Annotated in this window: 11 protein-coding genes and 1 tRNA gene; 2 read left to right on the top strand and 10 right to left on the bottom strand. The window is 33.7% G+C overall.

The genetic code is table 11. The annotated features are described in order from the left end of the window. Positions 1-38: 38 nt before the first annotated feature. Entirely contained in the window at positions 39-713 is a 675-nt protein-coding gene (locus WNY60_RS06360) for an SCO family protein (RefSeq protein ID WP_342861871.1), read from the bottom strand. A gap of 166 nt (positions 714-879) precedes the next feature. Between WNY60_RS06360 and rseP the strand changes: the two genes are divergently transcribed. Then, positions 880-2220, top strand: a complete 1341-nt coding sequence (gene rseP / locus WNY60_RS06355) for an RIP metalloprotease RseP (protein WP_342861870.1) — start codon at positions 880-882, stop codon at positions 2218-2220. A gap of 70 nt (positions 2221-2290) precedes the next feature. Next, positions 2291-2364, top strand: a tRNA-Asn gene (locus WNY60_RS06350). Positions 2365-2541: 177 nt separating this feature from the next. Here WNY60_RS06350 and WNY60_RS06345 read toward each other — a convergent pair. The 9 genes from WNY60_RS06345 to WNY60_RS06305 all read right to left on the bottom strand — a co-directional run bounded on the left by WNY60_RS06345 (position 2542) and on the right by WNY60_RS06305 (position 18785). Next, entirely contained in the window at positions 2542-4398 is a 1857-nt protein-coding gene (locus tag WNY60_RS06345; RefSeq protein WP_342861869.1) for a family 43 glycosylhydrolase, read from the bottom strand. Positions 4399-4419: 21 nt separating this feature from the next. Continuing rightward, the gene (locus tag WNY60_RS06340) at positions 4420-6528 is read right to left on the bottom strand and encodes a glycoside hydrolase family 97 protein (protein ID WP_342861868.1); all 2109 of its coding nucleotides are present in this window, start codon (positions 6526-6528) and stop codon (positions 4420-4422) included. An 8-nt stretch (positions 6529-6536) separates the two neighbouring features. Beyond that, entirely contained in the window at positions 6537-8852 is a 2316-nt protein-coding gene (gene bglX, locus WNY60_RS06335) for a beta-glucosidase BglX (RefSeq protein ID WP_342861867.1), read from the bottom strand. Then, a complete protein-coding gene (locus tag WNY60_RS06330) occupies positions 8845-9636 on the bottom strand; it encodes a prolyl oligopeptidase family serine peptidase (RefSeq protein WP_342861866.1) in 792 nt (263 codons plus the stop codon). Before WNY60_RS06330 ends, bglX begins: the two co-directional genes overlap by 8 nt. An 11-nt stretch (positions 9637-9647) precedes the next feature. Next, positions 9648-11009 carry a glucoamylase family protein gene (locus WNY60_RS06325; protein ID WP_342861865.1) on the bottom strand — a complete coding sequence of 454 codons (1362 nt, stop codon included), beginning with the start codon at positions 11007-11009 and terminating at the stop codon, positions 9648-9650. Positions 11010-11011: 2 nt separating this feature from the next. Beyond that, positions 11012-12379, bottom strand: coding sequence for a glucoamylase family protein (locus tag WNY60_RS06320; RefSeq protein WP_342861864.1), 1368 nt, complete (start codon positions 12377-12379; stop codon positions 11012-11014). A gap of 98 nt (positions 12380-12477) precedes the next feature. Continuing rightward, a complete protein-coding gene (locus tag WNY60_RS06315) occupies positions 12478-14187 on the bottom strand; it encodes a LamG domain-containing protein (protein ID WP_342861863.1) in 1710 nt (569 codons plus the stop codon). A gap of 18 nt (positions 14188-14205) precedes the next feature. Then, positions 14206-15738: a RagB/SusD family nutrient uptake outer membrane protein gene (locus tag WNY60_RS06310; RefSeq protein ID WP_342861861.1), complete on the bottom strand. Its 1533-nt coding sequence runs from the start codon at positions 15736-15738 to the stop codon at positions 14206-14208. A gap of 11 nt (positions 15739-15749) precedes the next feature. Continuing rightward, positions 15750-18785, bottom strand: a complete 3036-nt coding sequence (locus tag WNY60_RS06305) for a TonB-dependent receptor (protein WP_342861860.1) — start codon at positions 18783-18785, stop codon at positions 15750-15752. Positions 18786-18869 lie beyond the last annotated feature (84 nt).

Below are 18869 nucleotides of genomic sequence, written 5' to 3'. Positions count from 1 at the left end.
TGGCAAAATTTCAGCTTAAAAAAATTGAAAGCCAAAAACTACTCTTCGTATTCCTTTTTTAACTTTTTAATATCGTTTAAAAGTGTGGTAATATCTTCCGTTTTGGTACCATCGTAATATCCTCTAATTTGACCTTTTTTGTCAATTAGCATAAAGTTTTCAGTATGGACCATCCCATAATCATCAGGCATTCCGTCGTCTTTTACTGCTAAATAACTTTTTCTTGCTAGTCTATATATTTCACCTTTATCTCCAGTTACTAAGTTCCATTTTTTATCATTAACTCCTTTCTTTATAGCGTAGCTTTTTAACTGCTCAACTGTATCAATCTCTGGAGTAACAGAATGAGATAGTAACATAACATCATCATCATTAATAATCTCTTTCTGGATTTTTTCCATATTGTCAGTCATTATTGGGCAAATGGTTTGACAAGTAGTAAAAAAGAAATCTGCTACGTAAATTTTATCCTTATAATCTGCTTGAGTAATTGTTTTACCGTTTTGATTAGTTAAACTAAAGTTGGCTATTTTATGATAATTAATTTGATGTTGGATTGTGCTATCAACCAACTCAGTATTAACCATTGCTGGTTGATAAATTGGTAAAGGCTTTTCTACTTTTAGAATATTGTAAAAAATAGAAATTATTATTATTGAAATTATACCAAAAACAATAGCAAACAACTTATAATCCTTGAAAAAAGAAAGCATTTTGTAGGTTTTAATTTTATAATGCAAAAATACGATGAAAAGTTTAGCAAGTCCCATGACATTACTCATAAAATTTGTTAATTCTTAAAACCATTAAAGCTATTGCTTTTTAAACTAAGTGTAAATACTTACTTTTGGCGATTATTAAAAAGAATAGAAACACTACATGGAGTTTATTATAAAAATTGGACAGTTTTTGTTAAGTCTGTCATTATTAATTGTTTTACACGAATTAGGACATTTTATTCCTGCTAAATTATTTAAAACAAGAGTTGAAAAATTCTATTTATTTTTTGATGTAAAATACTCGTTATTTAAAAAGAAAATTGGAGAAACCGTTTACGGAATTGGTTGGTTACCTTTAGGAGGTTACGTTAAGATTGCAGGAATGATTGATGAGAGTATGGATAAAGAGCAAATGGCTTTACCACCTCAACCATGGGAATTTAGATCTAAACCAGCTTGGCAACGATTAATTATAATGTTAGGTGGTGTTTTTGTAAACTTTGTTTTGGCATTAGTAATTTATATTATTGGATCTTTTGCTTATGGAGACACAGATATAGCTGCCTCTAGTATTAAAGGTGGTTTTTTAATTGAAAATCCATTATTAACAGATTTAGGCTTTAAAACAGGTGATCAAATTATAAAAGTAGACGATGTTGACATCATTAATAGATCTGACATTAGCAAAAATATAATTGGAGCAAACAGCGTGACTTATAAAAGAGAAGGCGTTACTAACACAATAGATCTTCCTGTAGACTTTTTAGGTCAATTGTCTTCAAGTAAGGATAGAAGCTTGTTTGGGATGCGTAAACCTTTTATTGTCAATAAAGTTTTAGATACCTCGTTAAATAAAAATGTAGATATTAAAACTGGAGACATAATGTATGCTTTAAATGGTCAGCCTGCAGAGTTTTATGACCAAATAGAGCCAATTTTAGAAGCTAACAAAGGTCAAACGATAAGCGCTATTTTTAGAAGAGGAAATATGACTATTGGTAGAGAGTTAATCGTTGACGATAAAGGTAAATTGGATATAATGACGTCTGCAAGTGCTAAAGAGTTGCAGTCCTTAGGATATTATGATATAGTAAGACAAGAATATGGGTTTTTTGAAAGTTTTGGAGTAGGAGCTACAAAATTTAAAAGTCAGATCGTCTCATATTTTGGACAATTAAAAGCTATTTTTAATCCAAGCACAGGAGCATATAAAGGTGTAGGAGGCTTTAAAGCTATTTACGATGTGTTTCCAAGTACATGGAGTTGGCCAGACTTTTGGGGTTTAACAGCATTTTTATCAATTATGTTAGGTGTGCTTAATTTACTTCCAATTCCGGCTTTAGATGGAGGACATGTTATGTTTTTATTATACGAAATGATTTCTGGACGTAAGCCAAGTGAAAAGTTTTTAGAGAAAGCACAGCTAGTTGGATTCTTCATTTTGATTGCTTTAGTACTGTTTGCAAACGGTAATGATATCTTTAAAGCAATATTTAATTAAAAAAAATTAATTTTTGTTTTGCAGAAGTCAAAAAACGTTTTATATTTGCACTCGCAATAGCGAAAAACACTCCTCCTTAGCTCAGTTGGTTAGAGCATCTGACTGTTAATCAGAGGGTCCTTAGTTCGAGCCTAAGAGGAGGAGCAAGTTATAAATCCGATACAGAAATGTATCGGATTTTTTTGTTTATAGTGTTGATTTAGATTGCTCTAGCGCTATTGATTAAAGTTAATTAATAGAAGTTTTTAGAATGCTAAAGTAGAAGACATAAAAAAAAGCCACTATACTTAGTGGCTTTTTTAACAATTTTTAAATGATAAACTATTCTGTAAATAAGATTTCACTTTTAGCAGAAATTCCATTTTCATTAAAAGCTTCTACTTGATAGTAATAACTTTGGTCTGTTGTTAATGCTCTTAATTCGTAATTAGGCGAATCGTACATTAATGCAGAAAGGTTTAATTTATCTTTTGAAATTCCCCAATAAATAACATAACCAGTCGCATTGTCTACCTTGTCCCAAGTTAAATTGGTGTTTCTGCGATCCGCTTGTCTTTCTACCTTAAAATTAGCTGGTGTTTGCGGTACAGCTTCAAAACCATTTCCAAAAATTCTAAATTCAGAGATTGATAAATAATTATTGCTACAATACACATGATTATATCTAACATACCTTGCATTCATAGGTTTGTTTAGTTCAATGTAACCATGAGGCATGTCACGAGTGTTTTTAGAGTAGTCTGAGATGGTTTGCCATGATTTACCATCAATTGACCCTTCAATAACAAATTGCTGTCTTAAATCGTCTGGTCTTCCATATATGTCGCTATTAAAATCTTGAAAATTAATTTGAATGGCTTTAACGCTCATTTTCTTTTCTAAATCAACTTGAACGTAAATAGAATCGTCATTAACCTCAGATACCCAATAAGACCTTATTTCTTCATCATTAATTTTAGAAATATCAAATTCTCTAATCTGACCTAACATATAACCACTATCACTTTCATCCACAACATTTATCTCTTTTGTCACTAATCCAGAATTGGTGGTTACTGGTTTATTGTAAGACAATAGCATCCAACCTGTAAAACGCTCTTTATGCTTGTCAACCTTTGTGTCAGGTAAAAAGTGTGGGTAATCACCATAAGCAGTATTAACATACATTTGACCATTGTCTTCAAAACCTGCAGGATACATACCTATTCTGCGTTCAAATTTATAGTTTACAGAAATTGCCATAGTTGCATAATGCCAATATTGACCATTGTTATCCTTTACTGTGCTTCCGTGTCCAGAACCTTTTAAAAAACCACCTGGTTTATAAGATATTGGATTATAAGGTGCATACTCAAAAGGACCAAACGGACTTTTACTAGTTCTTACACCATCAGCATAAACATTCCATTGTGTGCCAGGTGCACCATATTCTAGATAATAGGTATCATTATGTTTTACCATCCAAGGACCTTCTAAATAAGGCTCGATGTCTGATTTATGGTCTTGTCCAAAACGTTCCCAACCATATTTATCAGGATGCAAATTAAATAAATCTTTTTGCTCTCCTTTTGGGACGTAATAATTATCAGCATCCAATTCAACCACACGAATTGGATAGAGGTTAGAGGACTCCTCGTATAAATATACTTTACCATCGTCGTCCACAAACAAATCAGGATCTTGAATGCCTCCAGGCGGATTTAAAACCGCATATTTAGTTTTCCAATCGCCTAACTCTGGATTATCAGTTTCTATAATTGGACCTCTTCCAGAAGGATCGCCATATACTATTATTTTACCGTCTTTTACAGCTGCTGCAGGAGCATTACTGCCTTTAAAATACCAGTTTTGAGGTGTTATAAAAGTCCAATTACTCATATCGTCACTCATCCAATACCCATGAGAGCGTGTGACAAACATGTAATACTTGCCTTTAAAATTTACTAAAGCAGGATCTGCACCAGAACGGTAAGACACTTTATTCTCTGCTCTGTAATGTGACATGTATGAATAATCTATGTCTACTGGATTACAATAAGTTTTGTAATTTCTTTTATTACCATTACTAGCGTTTGATGATTCTGTAGTTTGATTGTCTTTTTCTAATTTACAAGAAAAAATTACTGTTGCTATTAGTAAAAGCGAAAGGCTTCTTATAATTATATTTGATTTTTGCATAAATCTGTTGTCTTATATGTATTAATCTATCAATTCAAAGCTAATTGCAGCTCCTCCACCAGGAGCCAGCTTTAACTTTAAATCAGATTTGCTAGTGACTTCTTTAGTTATAATTTGATAGCTTTTAGGATTGTCTTTCCAATCTGCATCTTTACCATCTAGATATAGGGTTGCTTTGTACTTTTTTCCGGTAGTTAAAAAATCTAAAGAGATAGTTGTTTTTCTAGGGTCTTTATTAGTTATAGCGCCTAAAAACCAACGCTCTGTGTTTTTATCTTTTCTTACTACTGTTAGATATTCTCCTGGTTCTGCTTCTAAGTAAATAGAGTTTTGCCAATCCATTGGTACATCAACTATAAACTGAAATGCATCAAGGTGTTTTTGATAATTTTCAGGTAAGTCTGCTGCCATCTGTAAAGGTGAATACATAGTGACATATAAAGCTAGTTGCTTTGCTATAGTGGTATGTACTTGTTCTGTTTTAGTGCTATCGTAAGTATTCATTTTAATTTCAAATATGCCAGGCGTGTAATCCATTGGTCCACCAAGTAAACGTGTAAAAGGTAAAATGGTTTCGTGATCTGGTGGATTACCATTGCTCCATGCATTAAATTCGTTTCCTCTAGCAGCTTCGGCAGCAATATAATTGGGATAGGTCCTGCTGTATCCAGTAGGTCTAACACTTTCGTGGGAATTAATCATAATTTTAAAATCTGCAGCACGTTCTGCGACAAAATTAAAGTGATTAACCATCGTTTGTCCATCATGAAACTCGCCACGCGGAATTATTTTTCCAACATATCCTGTTTTAACTGCAGGATAACCATACGTTTGCATTAACATGAATGCGCGATCTAAGTAACGTTCGTAATTTGCAACAGATCCAGAGGTTTCATTATGCATTATCATTTTGACGCCTTTTGACTTAGCGTATTTTGAAATTGCCTCAATATCAAAATCAGGATATGGTGTTGTAAAATCAAAAACATCTTCTTTCCATTTGCCATACCAATCTTCCCAACCAGTATTCCAACCTTCTACTAAAACGCCATCAAAACCATATTTAGCAGCAAAATCAATATATTTTTTAGTGTTTTCTGTGGTAGCACCATGTTTTCCGGATGGAATCATTTCACCAAATGCAGTACCAGCATTTTGTGCATTTTGACTTCCAGCATAATCCCAAGTAGATAATCCTACGTGCATTTCCCACCAAATCCCAATATACTTCATAGGTTTAATCCAAGAGGTATCTTCAATTTTGTTGGGTTCGTTTAAATTTAATATCATTTTAGAACTTACAATATCTCTAGCGTCATCACTAACCATTAGTGTTCTCCATGGTGATACAGAAGGTGTTCTTAAATAGGCTTTGTCTCCTAATGCATTTGGCACTAGGTTAGAAGTAAATTGAAAATTATTTACATCAACATCCAAATGCATTATTGGATAATTAACAACAGCTGCTTCAAAAATATTAATATATAAGCCATCACTAGATTTAAGCATTAACGGTGATTGTACACGATATTGACTAGTAATAGATTTTAATCCAACACCATTGTTTAAGTCTATTTTTGAATTATCAATGTCTGATATTTTAGTTTTATTATAGGCATATTCTTGACTATCATAATCTCCAGGAATCCAAAATGCTTCATGATTATTGGTTAGATTAAATTGTGTATTCTCGTTAGAAACAGTAAAATAATTTATAGTGTTGTCCAACGGAAACTCATATCTAAAAGCAACACCTTCATCATAAATTTTAAAAACAATATTCAGCTTATTATTGGTCTCTTTTTGGTTTAAATAAATTCGGGTTTGATTGTACGTATTTAAAATTGAGGATTGCTCTCCTAAAACCGGTTGCCAAGATTCAGAAAAAGAAAGGTTTTCAGTATTAACGACCTCAAAGTTATGTGTTAAATCCTCTGCATCTTTAATGGATAAACCCATTGTACTAGGTGAAACAACAGCTTTGTTTTTGTAAAAGACTTGATATGTAGGTTGGCCTTTTTTGTTTATATCAAAAGTTACTTTAATATTTTTTGAAGGCGAAAATATATTTTGAGCATGTAATCCAGTAAAGATTAAGCATATTAATAGAGTAACTATCGTTTTTTTCATTAATGAAATTATTTAGTTAATTTAAAAGAAGTCTTTAAGGATGCATCCGAATTTGTACCAACAAAAATCTCAAAGTCTCCAGGTTCTGCCACGAAGTCTAAATCGTAATTATAAAACTTTAAATCTTCAACAGAAATATCAAAACTTACCGTCTGAGTTTCTCCTTTTTTAATAAATGCTTTTTTGAAACCCTTTAACTCTTTTACAGGTCTTGTTACAGAGCCTACAACATCTTTAATATATAACTGTATGACTTCTTTTCCATCATAATTTCCAGTGTTTGTTACGTCTACAGTTATGTTGATTTTTCCATCCATTGTGATAGTGGAATTGTTAATTTTTAGGTTATTATATTCAAACGTGGTATAGCTTAAACCATAACCAAAAGGATATAAAGGTTCGTTTCTAACATCTAAATAATTGCTTTTAAATTTTTCAAATTTACCTTCTTTATTTCCTAAAGGTCTTCCTGTATTTTTATGATTATAAAAAATAGGAATTTGACCAACGTTTCTTGGAAAGGTAGCTGTTAGTTTTCCTGATGGATTAACATCTCCAAATAAAACATCTGCTATTGATAAACCAGCCTCACTACCAGGAAACCATACATTTAAAATAGCAGGAACGGTATCGTTTTCTTCGACTAAAACTAGTGGTCTACCAGTAAATAAAACTAAAACAACTGGTTTACCTGTTTTTAATAAGGCGTTTAATAAATCTTTTTGAGCCTGCGGAATTTCTAAATTAGTACGACTACTGCTTTCTCCACTAAACTCGGCTGTTTCGCCTAATGTTGCAACAATAACATCTGCTTTTTTAGCTATTGCCAACGCTTCGTCCAATAATTGTTTGTCCGATCTTCCATCACGCGGAATATCTTTCCCAAACATGGTAGCTCTTTTTTCAAGTTCTAAATCGTAATCTACGTTGCTTCCTTTGGCATATAAAATATTAGCTTTATCGTTAACTACCGATTTTAAACCATCTAAAACAGTTTTAGATTTTTCTTGATCTGTAGCAACGCTCCAAGTACCAGCCATATTTACGCTTGTATTGGCTAATGGTCCAATTAAAGCAATTGTACTAGATTTTTTTATAGGTAATGTTTGGTTTTCATTTTTTAAAAGTACCATGGATTCTGCACCTACTGTACGAGCAAAATCTCTGTTTTTTTGAGTAAAAATTTCTGTTTTAGCTCTATTTGTATCACAATATTTATATGGGTCATCAAATAATCCTAGTTGGTACTTAGCTGTTAAAATACGTTTAACAGCAGTGTCAATATCGTTGATAGATACTTTACCATCTTCTAAAGATTGTTTAAGTGTGTTTAAAAATCCTTCAGCAACCATATCCATATCAGAGCCAGCTATTAAAGATTGAGCAGATACTTGTTGTAAGTCTCCAACACCATGATAAACCATTTCTTCTATTCCTGTATAATCTGTTACGACAAAGCCATCAAATCCCCAATCATCTCTTAATAAATCTGTTAATAACCACTTGTTTCCGGTAGCAGGAACACCATCTACTTCGTTAAATGATGCCATTACAGATCCAACACCTTCATCAATTGCTGCTTTATATGGAGGAAGATATTCGTTATACATTCTAATACGACTCATGTCCACAGTATTATAATCTCTACCAGCTTCTGAGGCTCCATAAAGCGCAAAATGTTTAACACAAGATAATAGTGTATTATTAGCGGTTAAATCGTTTTGTTGGTAACCTCTTACCATCGCTCGCGCTACTTGACTTCCGTAATACGTGTCCTCTCCACTACCTTCAGATACTCTTCCCCAACGTGCATCTCTTGATATGTCTACCATAGGAGAAAAGGTCCAGTTGATTCCATCTGCACTAGCTTCAGTAGCTGCAACTCTTGCTGTTTTCTCAATCATTTCCATGTCCCAACTTGCAGATAACCCTAACGGAATTGGAAATGTTGTTTTGTAACCGTGTATAACGTCCATTCCAAAAATTAAAGGGATACCTAGTCTACTTTTTTCGACAGCTATTTTTTGAACTTCTCTAATTTTCTCGACTGTTTTTATATTGAAAAGACCTCCAACTTTACCATCTTCAATGTTTTTTGCAACATTTGAACTTTCAGATGCTCCTGTAGTAATATCTCCAGATGATGGTAGATTTAATTGACCAAGCTTTTCTTCAATAGTCATTAAATTTAGTATAGAATCTACTTGTGCTTCAAAAGGGTTTTCTGAATTTTTTTTTGTTGAATTACTATTAGTATTGCAAGAAAAAAGGGTTGCAGTAACTAATACTATAGTTGCTGTTTTTAAGTTAAATAGTTTATTCATTTTTAAATTTTGTATTAGAGAATAGCCATGATAATAATTCTGTTTCAGCAAAAGTTGAGTCCCAACTATTGTGATTGTCTTTAGCGTATAATGTAAAGTTTGGTGTGCCACCTGCTTCTAAAATAGCGTTAACCATTGCTAAGGATAGTTGAGGTTTTACCACATCATCCTTTGCGCCATGATAAATGGACATTGGTACTTTTTTGGCAAATAATTTTGCGGTATTTGGATTACCACCACCACAAATAGCGAAAGCAGCTGCAAAAAGGTCTGGTTTTCTGTAAAGAATTTCAAAGGTTCCCATGCCACCCATTGAAAGACCTCCAACATATATTTGGTCTTTATTTACATAAGGTTTTTGAGTCATATCTTCCATTAATTGCATAACTAAATTTAATGCATTAGTAGGAGGAAGGTCAGATGGAAACGTAATAGTTAAAGGATAGGTAGTCCTGTCTACCTCTGCATTAGCCCAATAGTCATTTTTGGGACACTGAGGAAAAATCACTATTGCAGGAAATGAGTCTCTAGCTTCTTGACTTAAAAACAATTTACTACCATGTGCTAGTTGTTTTGTGTTATCATTGCCACGCTCTCCTGCGCCATGAAGAAACAAAACTACAGGGTATTGTTTGTCCTCTGAAAAATCTTTAGGTAGCAATAACCGGTAATTTAAGGTATCATTATCTTTGATGTAGGATTTTTTTGTAAAAGCTTCGGTTTGTGCATTAACCAATGTAGTAATGCTTACAAAAAGGATTAGTAATACTATTTTTAATTTCATTTTAAATGATTTTAATAGTTAAAGCCTAGTGTGTTTAGACCATTTTGAACGTCTTGATTTTGCATAAATAAATTCCAAATTAGTCCAGTCCTGTAGTTTTCTATCATAATTATTTGCGGACCTTGATCTATCGCTAAATAAGCGTCTGCTACCCAATAATCATCTTTTGGGCTAAAGGCATCATAAAAACCTGCAGGTCCCAGTAAAATGTCACTTTTACTATAAAAAAATTGCATTGCTGCTAAAGATTTTTCTGGTGTATATGGTATAGAGCTAATCGCAGCAGTTGGAGATATTACTCCAATATCGTTTCCTGGTTGATGTGCTAAATATCCAATGCTACCATCATCATTGCGTGAGTAGCTGGCTGTTAAACCCCAACAATCTGTGCCATATTTAAAATAATTTAAAGGATTATCAACGCAATAAGCGTAGTTAATGTCTGTGTGGTTTTTGTTTAAAGTCCAATAATTTGCATATTGATCTGATAAATTTGTTGGGTTTAATCCTAAATAGGAGTAGTGTGCCCAAAATAAAGGTCCAGTCCCTGATCCTGCGTGTTCTAAAACCGTAGGGATATTATATTGCGTGTCTGCAGTTACTATAGTTCCATTTGAAGCCCAGCCATCTGTATATACTGAGTTTGATATGCTGTGATCTGGTGAAGCTGCGCCAAGTATGAATGCAATTAGTGTTTCATTATAGCCTTTTAACTCTAGGTTTAAAGCAAATTGATTTGTTGGACTCCAATGCCAATATAGTTTATTTTGACCTTGTGTGTACCAATCCCATTCTACACCTTTCCAAAGGACATCTGCTTGGTTTGCTAGGGTTTGTTCTTGTGTTGATCCATTTTTAAAATATTCTTGGACACAAATTAGTCCTTGTGCTAAAAATGCAGTTTCTACTAAGTCTCCACCATTATCCTCAGGACTAAAAGGGATGACTTGTCCTGAGTTACCATCGATCCAATGTGACCAAGCACCATGAAAACGATCTGCATTTTCAAAAAAGTCGAGTATAGTAGTTAATCTTTGTACGCCTTGGTCTCTTGTAATATAACCTTTTTCAATACCAATAATAATCGCCATTAATCCAAAACCACTACCTCCTGTAGTAACTATATTTTGGTTTAATGAAGGGTTACTAGGATGATAACGTTCCTTAGCTGCTCCTGACGGTGAATTTGCAAAATCCCAGAAGTATTTAAAAGTTTTTTCTTGTACTAAATCCATCAAGGCTTGATCCGTTAATGGCTCAATAACTGGAGTATTGTTGTTAGGAATATAAGGCTCTTGGTAACCTGGTCCATCATCTGATGCGCAAGAAAACAATAGGACTATTGTGATTAATATGAAGTGTATATTTTTCATTTTTAATTTATTTTTTTTAGGCTAAAATCCAATTTGGCAAGTCCGTTTTGTAAATCTTTGTTACCCATAAATAGTTTCCAAAATAAGCCTGTTCTATAATTTTCTATCATTATGGGAATTGGTCCTTGATCAATAGCTAAATATCTTGGCAAATACCATTTGTGTTCTATGCTAAAAGCATCATAAGGACCATATTTGCCGATTAAAGTATCTTGTTTTGTATACATATATCTAAGCATTTGCATACTTTGTTTAGGCGTATATGGAAATGAAGATAATGCAGCAGTTGGACTAATGACTCCTAAATCTGCTCCTGGTCTATGTCCTGAATATCCTTTCATGGAGTAACTAGAAGTTAGTCCCCAAAGACTGTCTCCATAGCCTTTAAATTTGTTAGGGTTTTTTACAGCATATTGATAATGTATCTTTGCATGATTAGTTGTTAATTGCCAATAGTCTGCATATTTATCCTTGATTATTTTTGGGTTTAAACCAAGGTAGGAATAGTGTGCCCAAAATAATGGGCCAATAGGTGAGTCATCATGTTCATAGTAATTTAAGACTAAAGGAATATCGTACATGCTGTCTGATGTTACAATGTCTCCTTTTTTAGCCCAACCATTATCATATACTGATTTTTTGATTGGATGTGTTGGCGAAGCAGCTGCTAGTACATACATAATCAAACATTCATTGTAGCCTCCAACGGGAAAATTCATTTCCCATTGATATTCTGGTGACCAATGCCAGTATAGTGCATCTTCTCCGTTTTTTGTATACCAATCCCATTCTACTTCTTTCCACAATTTGTCTATTCTGTTAACTAATTGTTGTTCTTTTTGGTTTCCGTTTTTAAAATATTCAGAAACCGTTAGAAGTCCTTGAATTAAAAATGAAGTTTCTACTAAATCACCACCATTATCTTTTTTGCTAAAGGGAATTACTTTTCCGGTTTCACCATTAAGCCAATGTGGCCAAGCACCATGAAATCGATCGGCTGTTTCTAAAAATGTAATAGCTTTTAAGTATCTGTCCAATGCTTGCTCTCTTGTAATCCATTGTCTTTCTATCCCAACTAAAATAGCCATTAATCCAAACCCACTTCCTCCAGTTGTTACTGTGTTAATTGGAGTAGTTGGATAGATGTTGTCCATATGAACTCTTTCTCTGGCTAAACCAGAATTTGGGTCTGAAGCTTCCCAAAAATAATCAAACGTTTGTTTTTGTATGGTGTCTAATAATTGGTTATCTGTTAATTGTAATTTGACTGACTTAAAATCTGATATAGGTGTTTCTTTTTTACTTTTACAGCTTGTTAACACTATGAAAATTAAAAAGATAAGGGTAAAGTTTTTAGGAAGGATTTTCATTGAGTTATGAGATTAATTGCCTCAGCTGTATTAAAAACATAATACAGCTAAAGCATAGGAGAACTAAATCAAAATAAAAAGGGTGCTATTAATAAATATTATAACATAGACTGGATTTCAGCCTGTGTAAGTGTTGTGTTATATATACGTAATTCGTCCATTAGACTACTATCAGATAGGTGTCCCCAATAATCAAAGGTTGGTCCACCAGCACCAATAACCATTTGTGTACAACCAGTCCAATCAATACTTGCTCCAAGAGCAGATGTTAGGGTTTCGGCTCCATTAATGTAAATTTTACTTTCAGTAGGAGATACTGTTAAGGCTATGTGTACCCATTGTCCAGCAGTAACATCTATTACGCCTCCATCATTCCAACTTTCAGCAGTACCTGTTCCGATATTAACTTTTATACGTTGTTCTGTCGCGTTACCTTCTCTAAATAATCTAAAGCCTTGGTTTCTGTCATCAGCATCATCGCCTACGGTTAAAATTCCGGATCTATCAGGTGTTGCATTTACCTTATACCAAAAGGTTGTGCTAAACTGGTCGCTACCAAAAAGATTATTTGTAGGGAATGTTAAGTATGAATCTGTTGTCGCTGTAAAAGCGTCGCTTCCAGAATAACTATCAGATGTTGACTGTGGTGTTCCTACTTCTGAAGCAGTTTGTAAGCTAATTAAATCGGTATTACTGCCATCAAAAGGCATGTAAAATGTTTCGCCATTATAGATTGGTGTATATGGATTAGTCACATTAATCATGTTTTGGATTTCTGTTTGTGTCATTGCTATGTTGAATAACCTTAACTCGTCCATTGCGCTATTATCCGATAAATGATTCCAATAACTAAATGTTGGACCTCCTGCACCTATGTTAATATCATTACATCCAGTCCAGTCTATAGGATTAGATAATGCTATAGTGTTTACTGGTACTCCGTTAAAATAAATAACACTCTCTGTTGCCGAAATTGTAAATGCAATATGGATCCACTCTCCAGCAGTAACATCTATTACGCCTCCATCATTCCAACTGTCAGAAGCTCCTGTACCAATATTTATTTTGATACGTTGTTCTGTCGCACTACCTTCTCTAAATAATCTAAAGCCTTGGTTTCTGTCTATTTCATCATCTCCAATAGTTAAAATTCCAGATCTATCAGGAGAAGCATTAACTTTATACCAAAAGGCTCCAGTAAATTGGTTGCCTAAATTGGTTTGATCTAAAGGAAATGTTAGATAAGAATCTGTTGTTGCTTTATAAGAGTTTGTACCTAAAAAGCTTTCTCCTGCAAATGAAGGATTACCTGTTTGCGCTGGATCAGTAATGGTTACCAGCTCAGTAAATGTTCCATCAAATGGCATGTAGAAAAATTCTCCATTAAATAAAGGAGAATAAGGAGGCTCTTTGCTAAAATTAACTAATGTACTAGTTATGTTTCCTGAGATATCTGTAGCGCTAACCTCTACAGTATGTTCACCACTTGTGATTCCGCTATGTGGTACATTTGCATTGAAATTGCGATAGTCTAAAAACGAATTAAAGGTTGCAATTTGATTACCATCTACTTTAACAGAGATGATTTGAATTTCGATATCATCCGAAACTTCAAACTGAATATCAATTGCGCTTTCAATTGCTATGTCTTGAATTGCTGTACCTTCTGTTGGAAAAATCACATTTACAGTTGGTGCTCCAGCATCTGGTCCAGGATTAACCTCTGTTAATGGGTCTATACCTTCGTAGCAAGATGACATTAAGACTAATACAATTAGTGATACTATATATTTACTAATATTTTTCATGATTAAAGGATTTTAATATTATTCTAATGGAAGTAAGTCAAGTTGTGCTTGTGGGTAAGGTAAAAGCTCGTCTTGAGCGGTAAACGTCCTACCTTCGTAGCTTAACTCATCATACTTATTAAGTCTAATCATATCAAAGTATCTGATTCCCCATTCCATACCTAATTCTGCAAATTTTTCATCCATTACATCATTTGTAGTTACTCCAGATAATGGACTCATTCCTACACGATTTCTAACCATGTTGACTGCTTGATCAGCTGTCATAATTGAGCCTGATGCACCATGAGTTAGTGCTTCTGCATACATTAATAATATTTCTGAATATCTTATAACGTTAAAGTTTTTACTAGACCCATAATCGTTTCTTCCAGGAGTTAACTGGTTAGATGGTAAGTAGTGTTTACCACTTGCAAACATTGCTCTAGTGTAGTCATTAAATACGTCTCCATCTGGAGTTGTGTTACTTATATAGCTAGGTAAAGTTGAGTAGCTAGGATCTAACATAATCTCTGCAATACCACGTGGTGTAAAACATACGCTGGTCACAAGACGCGTTTCATCATCTCTATCTATCATAAATTTAATATACTTTAAGCTAGGCTCATAAAAACCCCATCCACCAGAAGCTGTTGACACTGCAGGTGTCCAACTTGAAGGTCCAAAAGGTGCATATAGATGGTTGTTTGTGTTACCTGTATCAGTATTGTAATCAGAAAATTGTAATTCAAATAAACTTTCGTTGCTTAGTTTTCCTGGTTTTTTAAATAATTCGTAAAAATCAGGAAATAAAGTAAACTTATTAGAGCTAATAATTTCTGCAGTAATATCTGCAACAGCTTGATAGTTTTCAAGTTCTAAATTTGCTAAAGCTTTAATGGCTAAGGCTGTGTATTTAGTAACTCCACCAGGAACATCTGTTCTCTCGTTTGGTCTCATGTCAGATAAAAAAGGGATGGCTTCATCCATAAGTTCTGATACGTAAAGCATAACGTCTTCTTTAGTGTCTACACCATTATCTATGTCTGTAGATACGTTAGAGTTAGTTATAATAAAAATATCTCCCCAAAGACGTGACATTTGTAAGTGTTGAAAACCGCTTAATACTTTAGTTTCTGCGATATATTGATCAGCTAAACTTATATTGTCTCCAGTAGCAAACTCTTTATATTTAAGTATTGTTTCTCCAGAGTTTACGATATCTGTAATATCTCCATAAAAGTTTTCCCAAACTTGATTGTACATCCAATAACCATTGTCATAATTGTAAAGGTCAGCGTTAGTAAATCCGCCTTGAGCATCTCCGACACCACCAGCGTTTACGTCATCACCTCGTACGCCTATTAATAATGGATCTTCCCAACCTCTAGAATAGGTTTCAGAATAAGCACCAATTAATGGTAATATCATGTCTTCTGATGCAGTAAAATCTAAATCATCTGCAGACAATTGACCGTCATTTTCCTCTAACTTGTCACTACAAGATACTGTGGTGATAAATGCAACTAACAACAATGCTAGTGGCTTTAAAAGTTGTTTTAAATTTTTCATTTTTAGCATTTTTATATTTTAATATTAACACCAACAGTATAAATTGCTGGGATTGGATATGTTTGTCTGTCTACACCATTTGCAACTTCTGGATTAAATCCATTGTAGCTAAAAGATGTAAATGGACGATCTGCTGTAAAAGTTATTTTAGTTTCTGGTAAGTTTTTACCATCAATTAACTTAGAAGGGATAGTGTAGGCAAGTTGTATGTTTTGTACACGGAAATAAGATCCATTTTCAACAAAGAAAGAACTCATTTTTTGGTTCCAACCTTTTCTTCTACCTTCAGAAGATGGATAGTCATTACTTGTTCCTTCTCCATGCCATCTGTTTATGGCAAAATCTGCATCGATGTTAGTGTCATTAGTAAATAATACTTCACCTCTTTTTCTGTTTAAAATTTCATTACCGCTTTGTCCAGCTATTGCAACAGAAAAATCGAAGTTTTTGTAGCTTACTTGCATATTAGCACCATATGTAAAATCAGGTAAATATGAGCCTAACACCACTCTGTCATCTGCATCAATTTTACCATCATTATTTTGGTCTTTATAAATAAAATCACCTGGTACAAGTTGGTTACTGTTTTCTGAAAGCTCATACTGAGCTGTTGGATCTGCAGCTACTTGTGCTTCGTTTTGATAGACTCCGTCAATTTCCCATCCATAAAAAGCATTTACAGGCTCTCCAACCATTAATCTTTGTCTAAATTCTGCACTACCAGTATCATAATAACCTTGGTCTGTGTTTATTTTTGTTACTTTATTGTCTAAAGTTCCAAAGTTTCCGCCTACCGAAAAGCTCCAATTATCATTAATTGTTTGGCTCCAATTAGCAGCAATTTCTAGACCTTGGTTTCTCATTTCACCAGCATTAACCAATAAAGTGTTACTTACAATTGCTTGATCAACCGGAACGACTAGTTTTTTAGTGTCTCTGATAAAGTAATCTGCTTCTAATGTTAATTTGCTATTAAATAACCTTGCGCTAATACCAAAATTAGTCTCTTCTAGTATTTCTCTTTCTAAATCTGTAAAGTTGCTAGAGCTAATAATTCCATTAGTTTGTGTGTCGTCGATTGCAGTTGTTAATTGAGATACTGTTCTGGTACCAGCACTTCCACCTAATTGTCCATTAGCTAATTGCCCCCAACTTGCACGTAGTTTAAGAAAATCTATAACATTACTATTTTGCATAAAATTTTCTTTAGAGACAACCCATCCTACACCAAATGCAGGTGTTGTTTCCCATATTTTTTTAGGAAATTTTGCATCACCTTCACGTCTTACTGTAGCATTTAACAAGTACTTATCTTTTAAGCTATACTCTAATCTTCCAAAATATGCTAAAGTGTAAAAGCGGTCTCCAATTTCGTTAACTTGACTGGCAAAAGAGGTTGGATCTGCAAAATTTAAATACCAAGAGCTTTCTAAATCTATTCCTTGCACGTCATTACCAGTAGCACTAAAACTATTAGTTTGCTCATCACCATATGACGATCCAGCTAATAATTTAAAACTGTGATCACCAAAGTTGTCTTTATAAGTAAGGGTGTTGTCCCAATACTGGGTAGAGTAGGTTAGATTTGCTCTTCTTATAGAAGACGTCTCTCTTTGTGAGTTTTGTGAAATGAAATATGGTAATCTTACATTACGTTCTGCTATTGTAGAGTAGTCGTGGCTATAAGATGTTTTAAAAGAAAGCTTGTCAGGAACAAGATCATACTCTGCATAAACACTAGCTAATATTTTTTTTATCTTTAATTGGTTGTTATTGTAGGTCATTGAAGGAAAAGGGTTTTGAGATCCTCTGTAACCTAAAAGCGTAGCGTCTGAAAACGGAATTGGCGATGCGTCTGTATTTGCATAGTCATAAACTGGAAGAATTGGCACTGCAAAATAGGCTTGAAACCATGCGCCATTTTCTGGATTATATTTAGTAGCATTACTAAAAATAGAATTTACGCCAATTTTTAATCTGTCTGAAACTTTAAAATCAAGATTGGATTGAAGGTTAAAACGCTCGTATTCGTTTTTCATATCTAAGATACCATCTTGAGAAAAATAACTTGCATTGACACCATAAGATGTAGACTCGCTACCACCATTTATAGCAATATTATGACTTGTAATTGTCGCATCTCGTAACACTTCGTTATACCAGTCTGTGTTTACATTTGGTACGTTAGGATTAATTCTGCTTCTACCAAATCTTTCAATTGCATTTTGTACAAATTGAATATCAGATTCTGATCCAGACTCGTAAGCCATAGTTACAAATTGTTCGGCATTAGCCATTTTTACCACATTTTGTGCATGTTGTATACCTGTATATCCACTATATGTGATTTCTGGTTTTTTCTCAAATTTACCACCATTTGTTTCTATGATAATAACACCATTAACACCACGTCTTCCAAAAATAGCAATTGATGACGCATCTTTTAAAACAGATACGCTTTGTATTTGGCTACTGTCTAGAAAATCGATGTTGTCGTAAAACATTCCGTCAACGACAAATAGAGGTGTTCCACCTGCAGCGTAAGAGTTAACACCACGTATTCTAATAGAAGGCGAATCTCCTGGAGACCCTACGCTTGTCACTTGTACACCAGCAACCTTACCTTGTAAAGATTGCATTACATTACTGTTAGGTGTTTTTTGGATGTCTTCAGATTTTATTGTTGTGATAGCTCCTGTTACATCTGCTTTTTTTTGTGCACCATAACCAATAACAACAACCTCTTCTAGGGATTGTGCATCCACTTCTAAAGCGATGTTTATAACGTTATTATTAGTAATAGTAACATTTTTAGTTTTAAAACCAATGTAACTAAACTCTACTATATTACCTTGAGAAAGTGTGATAGCATAGTTACCATCAAAATCAGTACTTGTTCCTTTAGCTGTACCCTTTACTATAACATTAACGTTTGGTAAGGGTAAACCATCCTCCGCACTTGTAACAACTCCTGTTACAGTTTTGTCTTGAGCTAAAATACTAATGCTCAATAAAAAGAAGAATAGAAAATTAAGTTTTACTTTCATGTATTTTTATTTTAGAATGTTAGTGAAGTAAAATTACTATCTATTTATCTTTAATTTTAAAATACAAATACATTTTGATTACGT

Origin of the sequence: Olleya sp. AS48 (assembly GCF_038900355.1) — a bacterium.
Classification (GTDB): Bacteria; Bacteroidota; Bacteroidia; order Flavobacteriales; family Flavobacteriaceae; genus Olleya.
The sequence above is the reverse complement of the archived record's forward strand: the minus strand, read 5'-3'. Positions and strand labels throughout refer to the sequence as shown.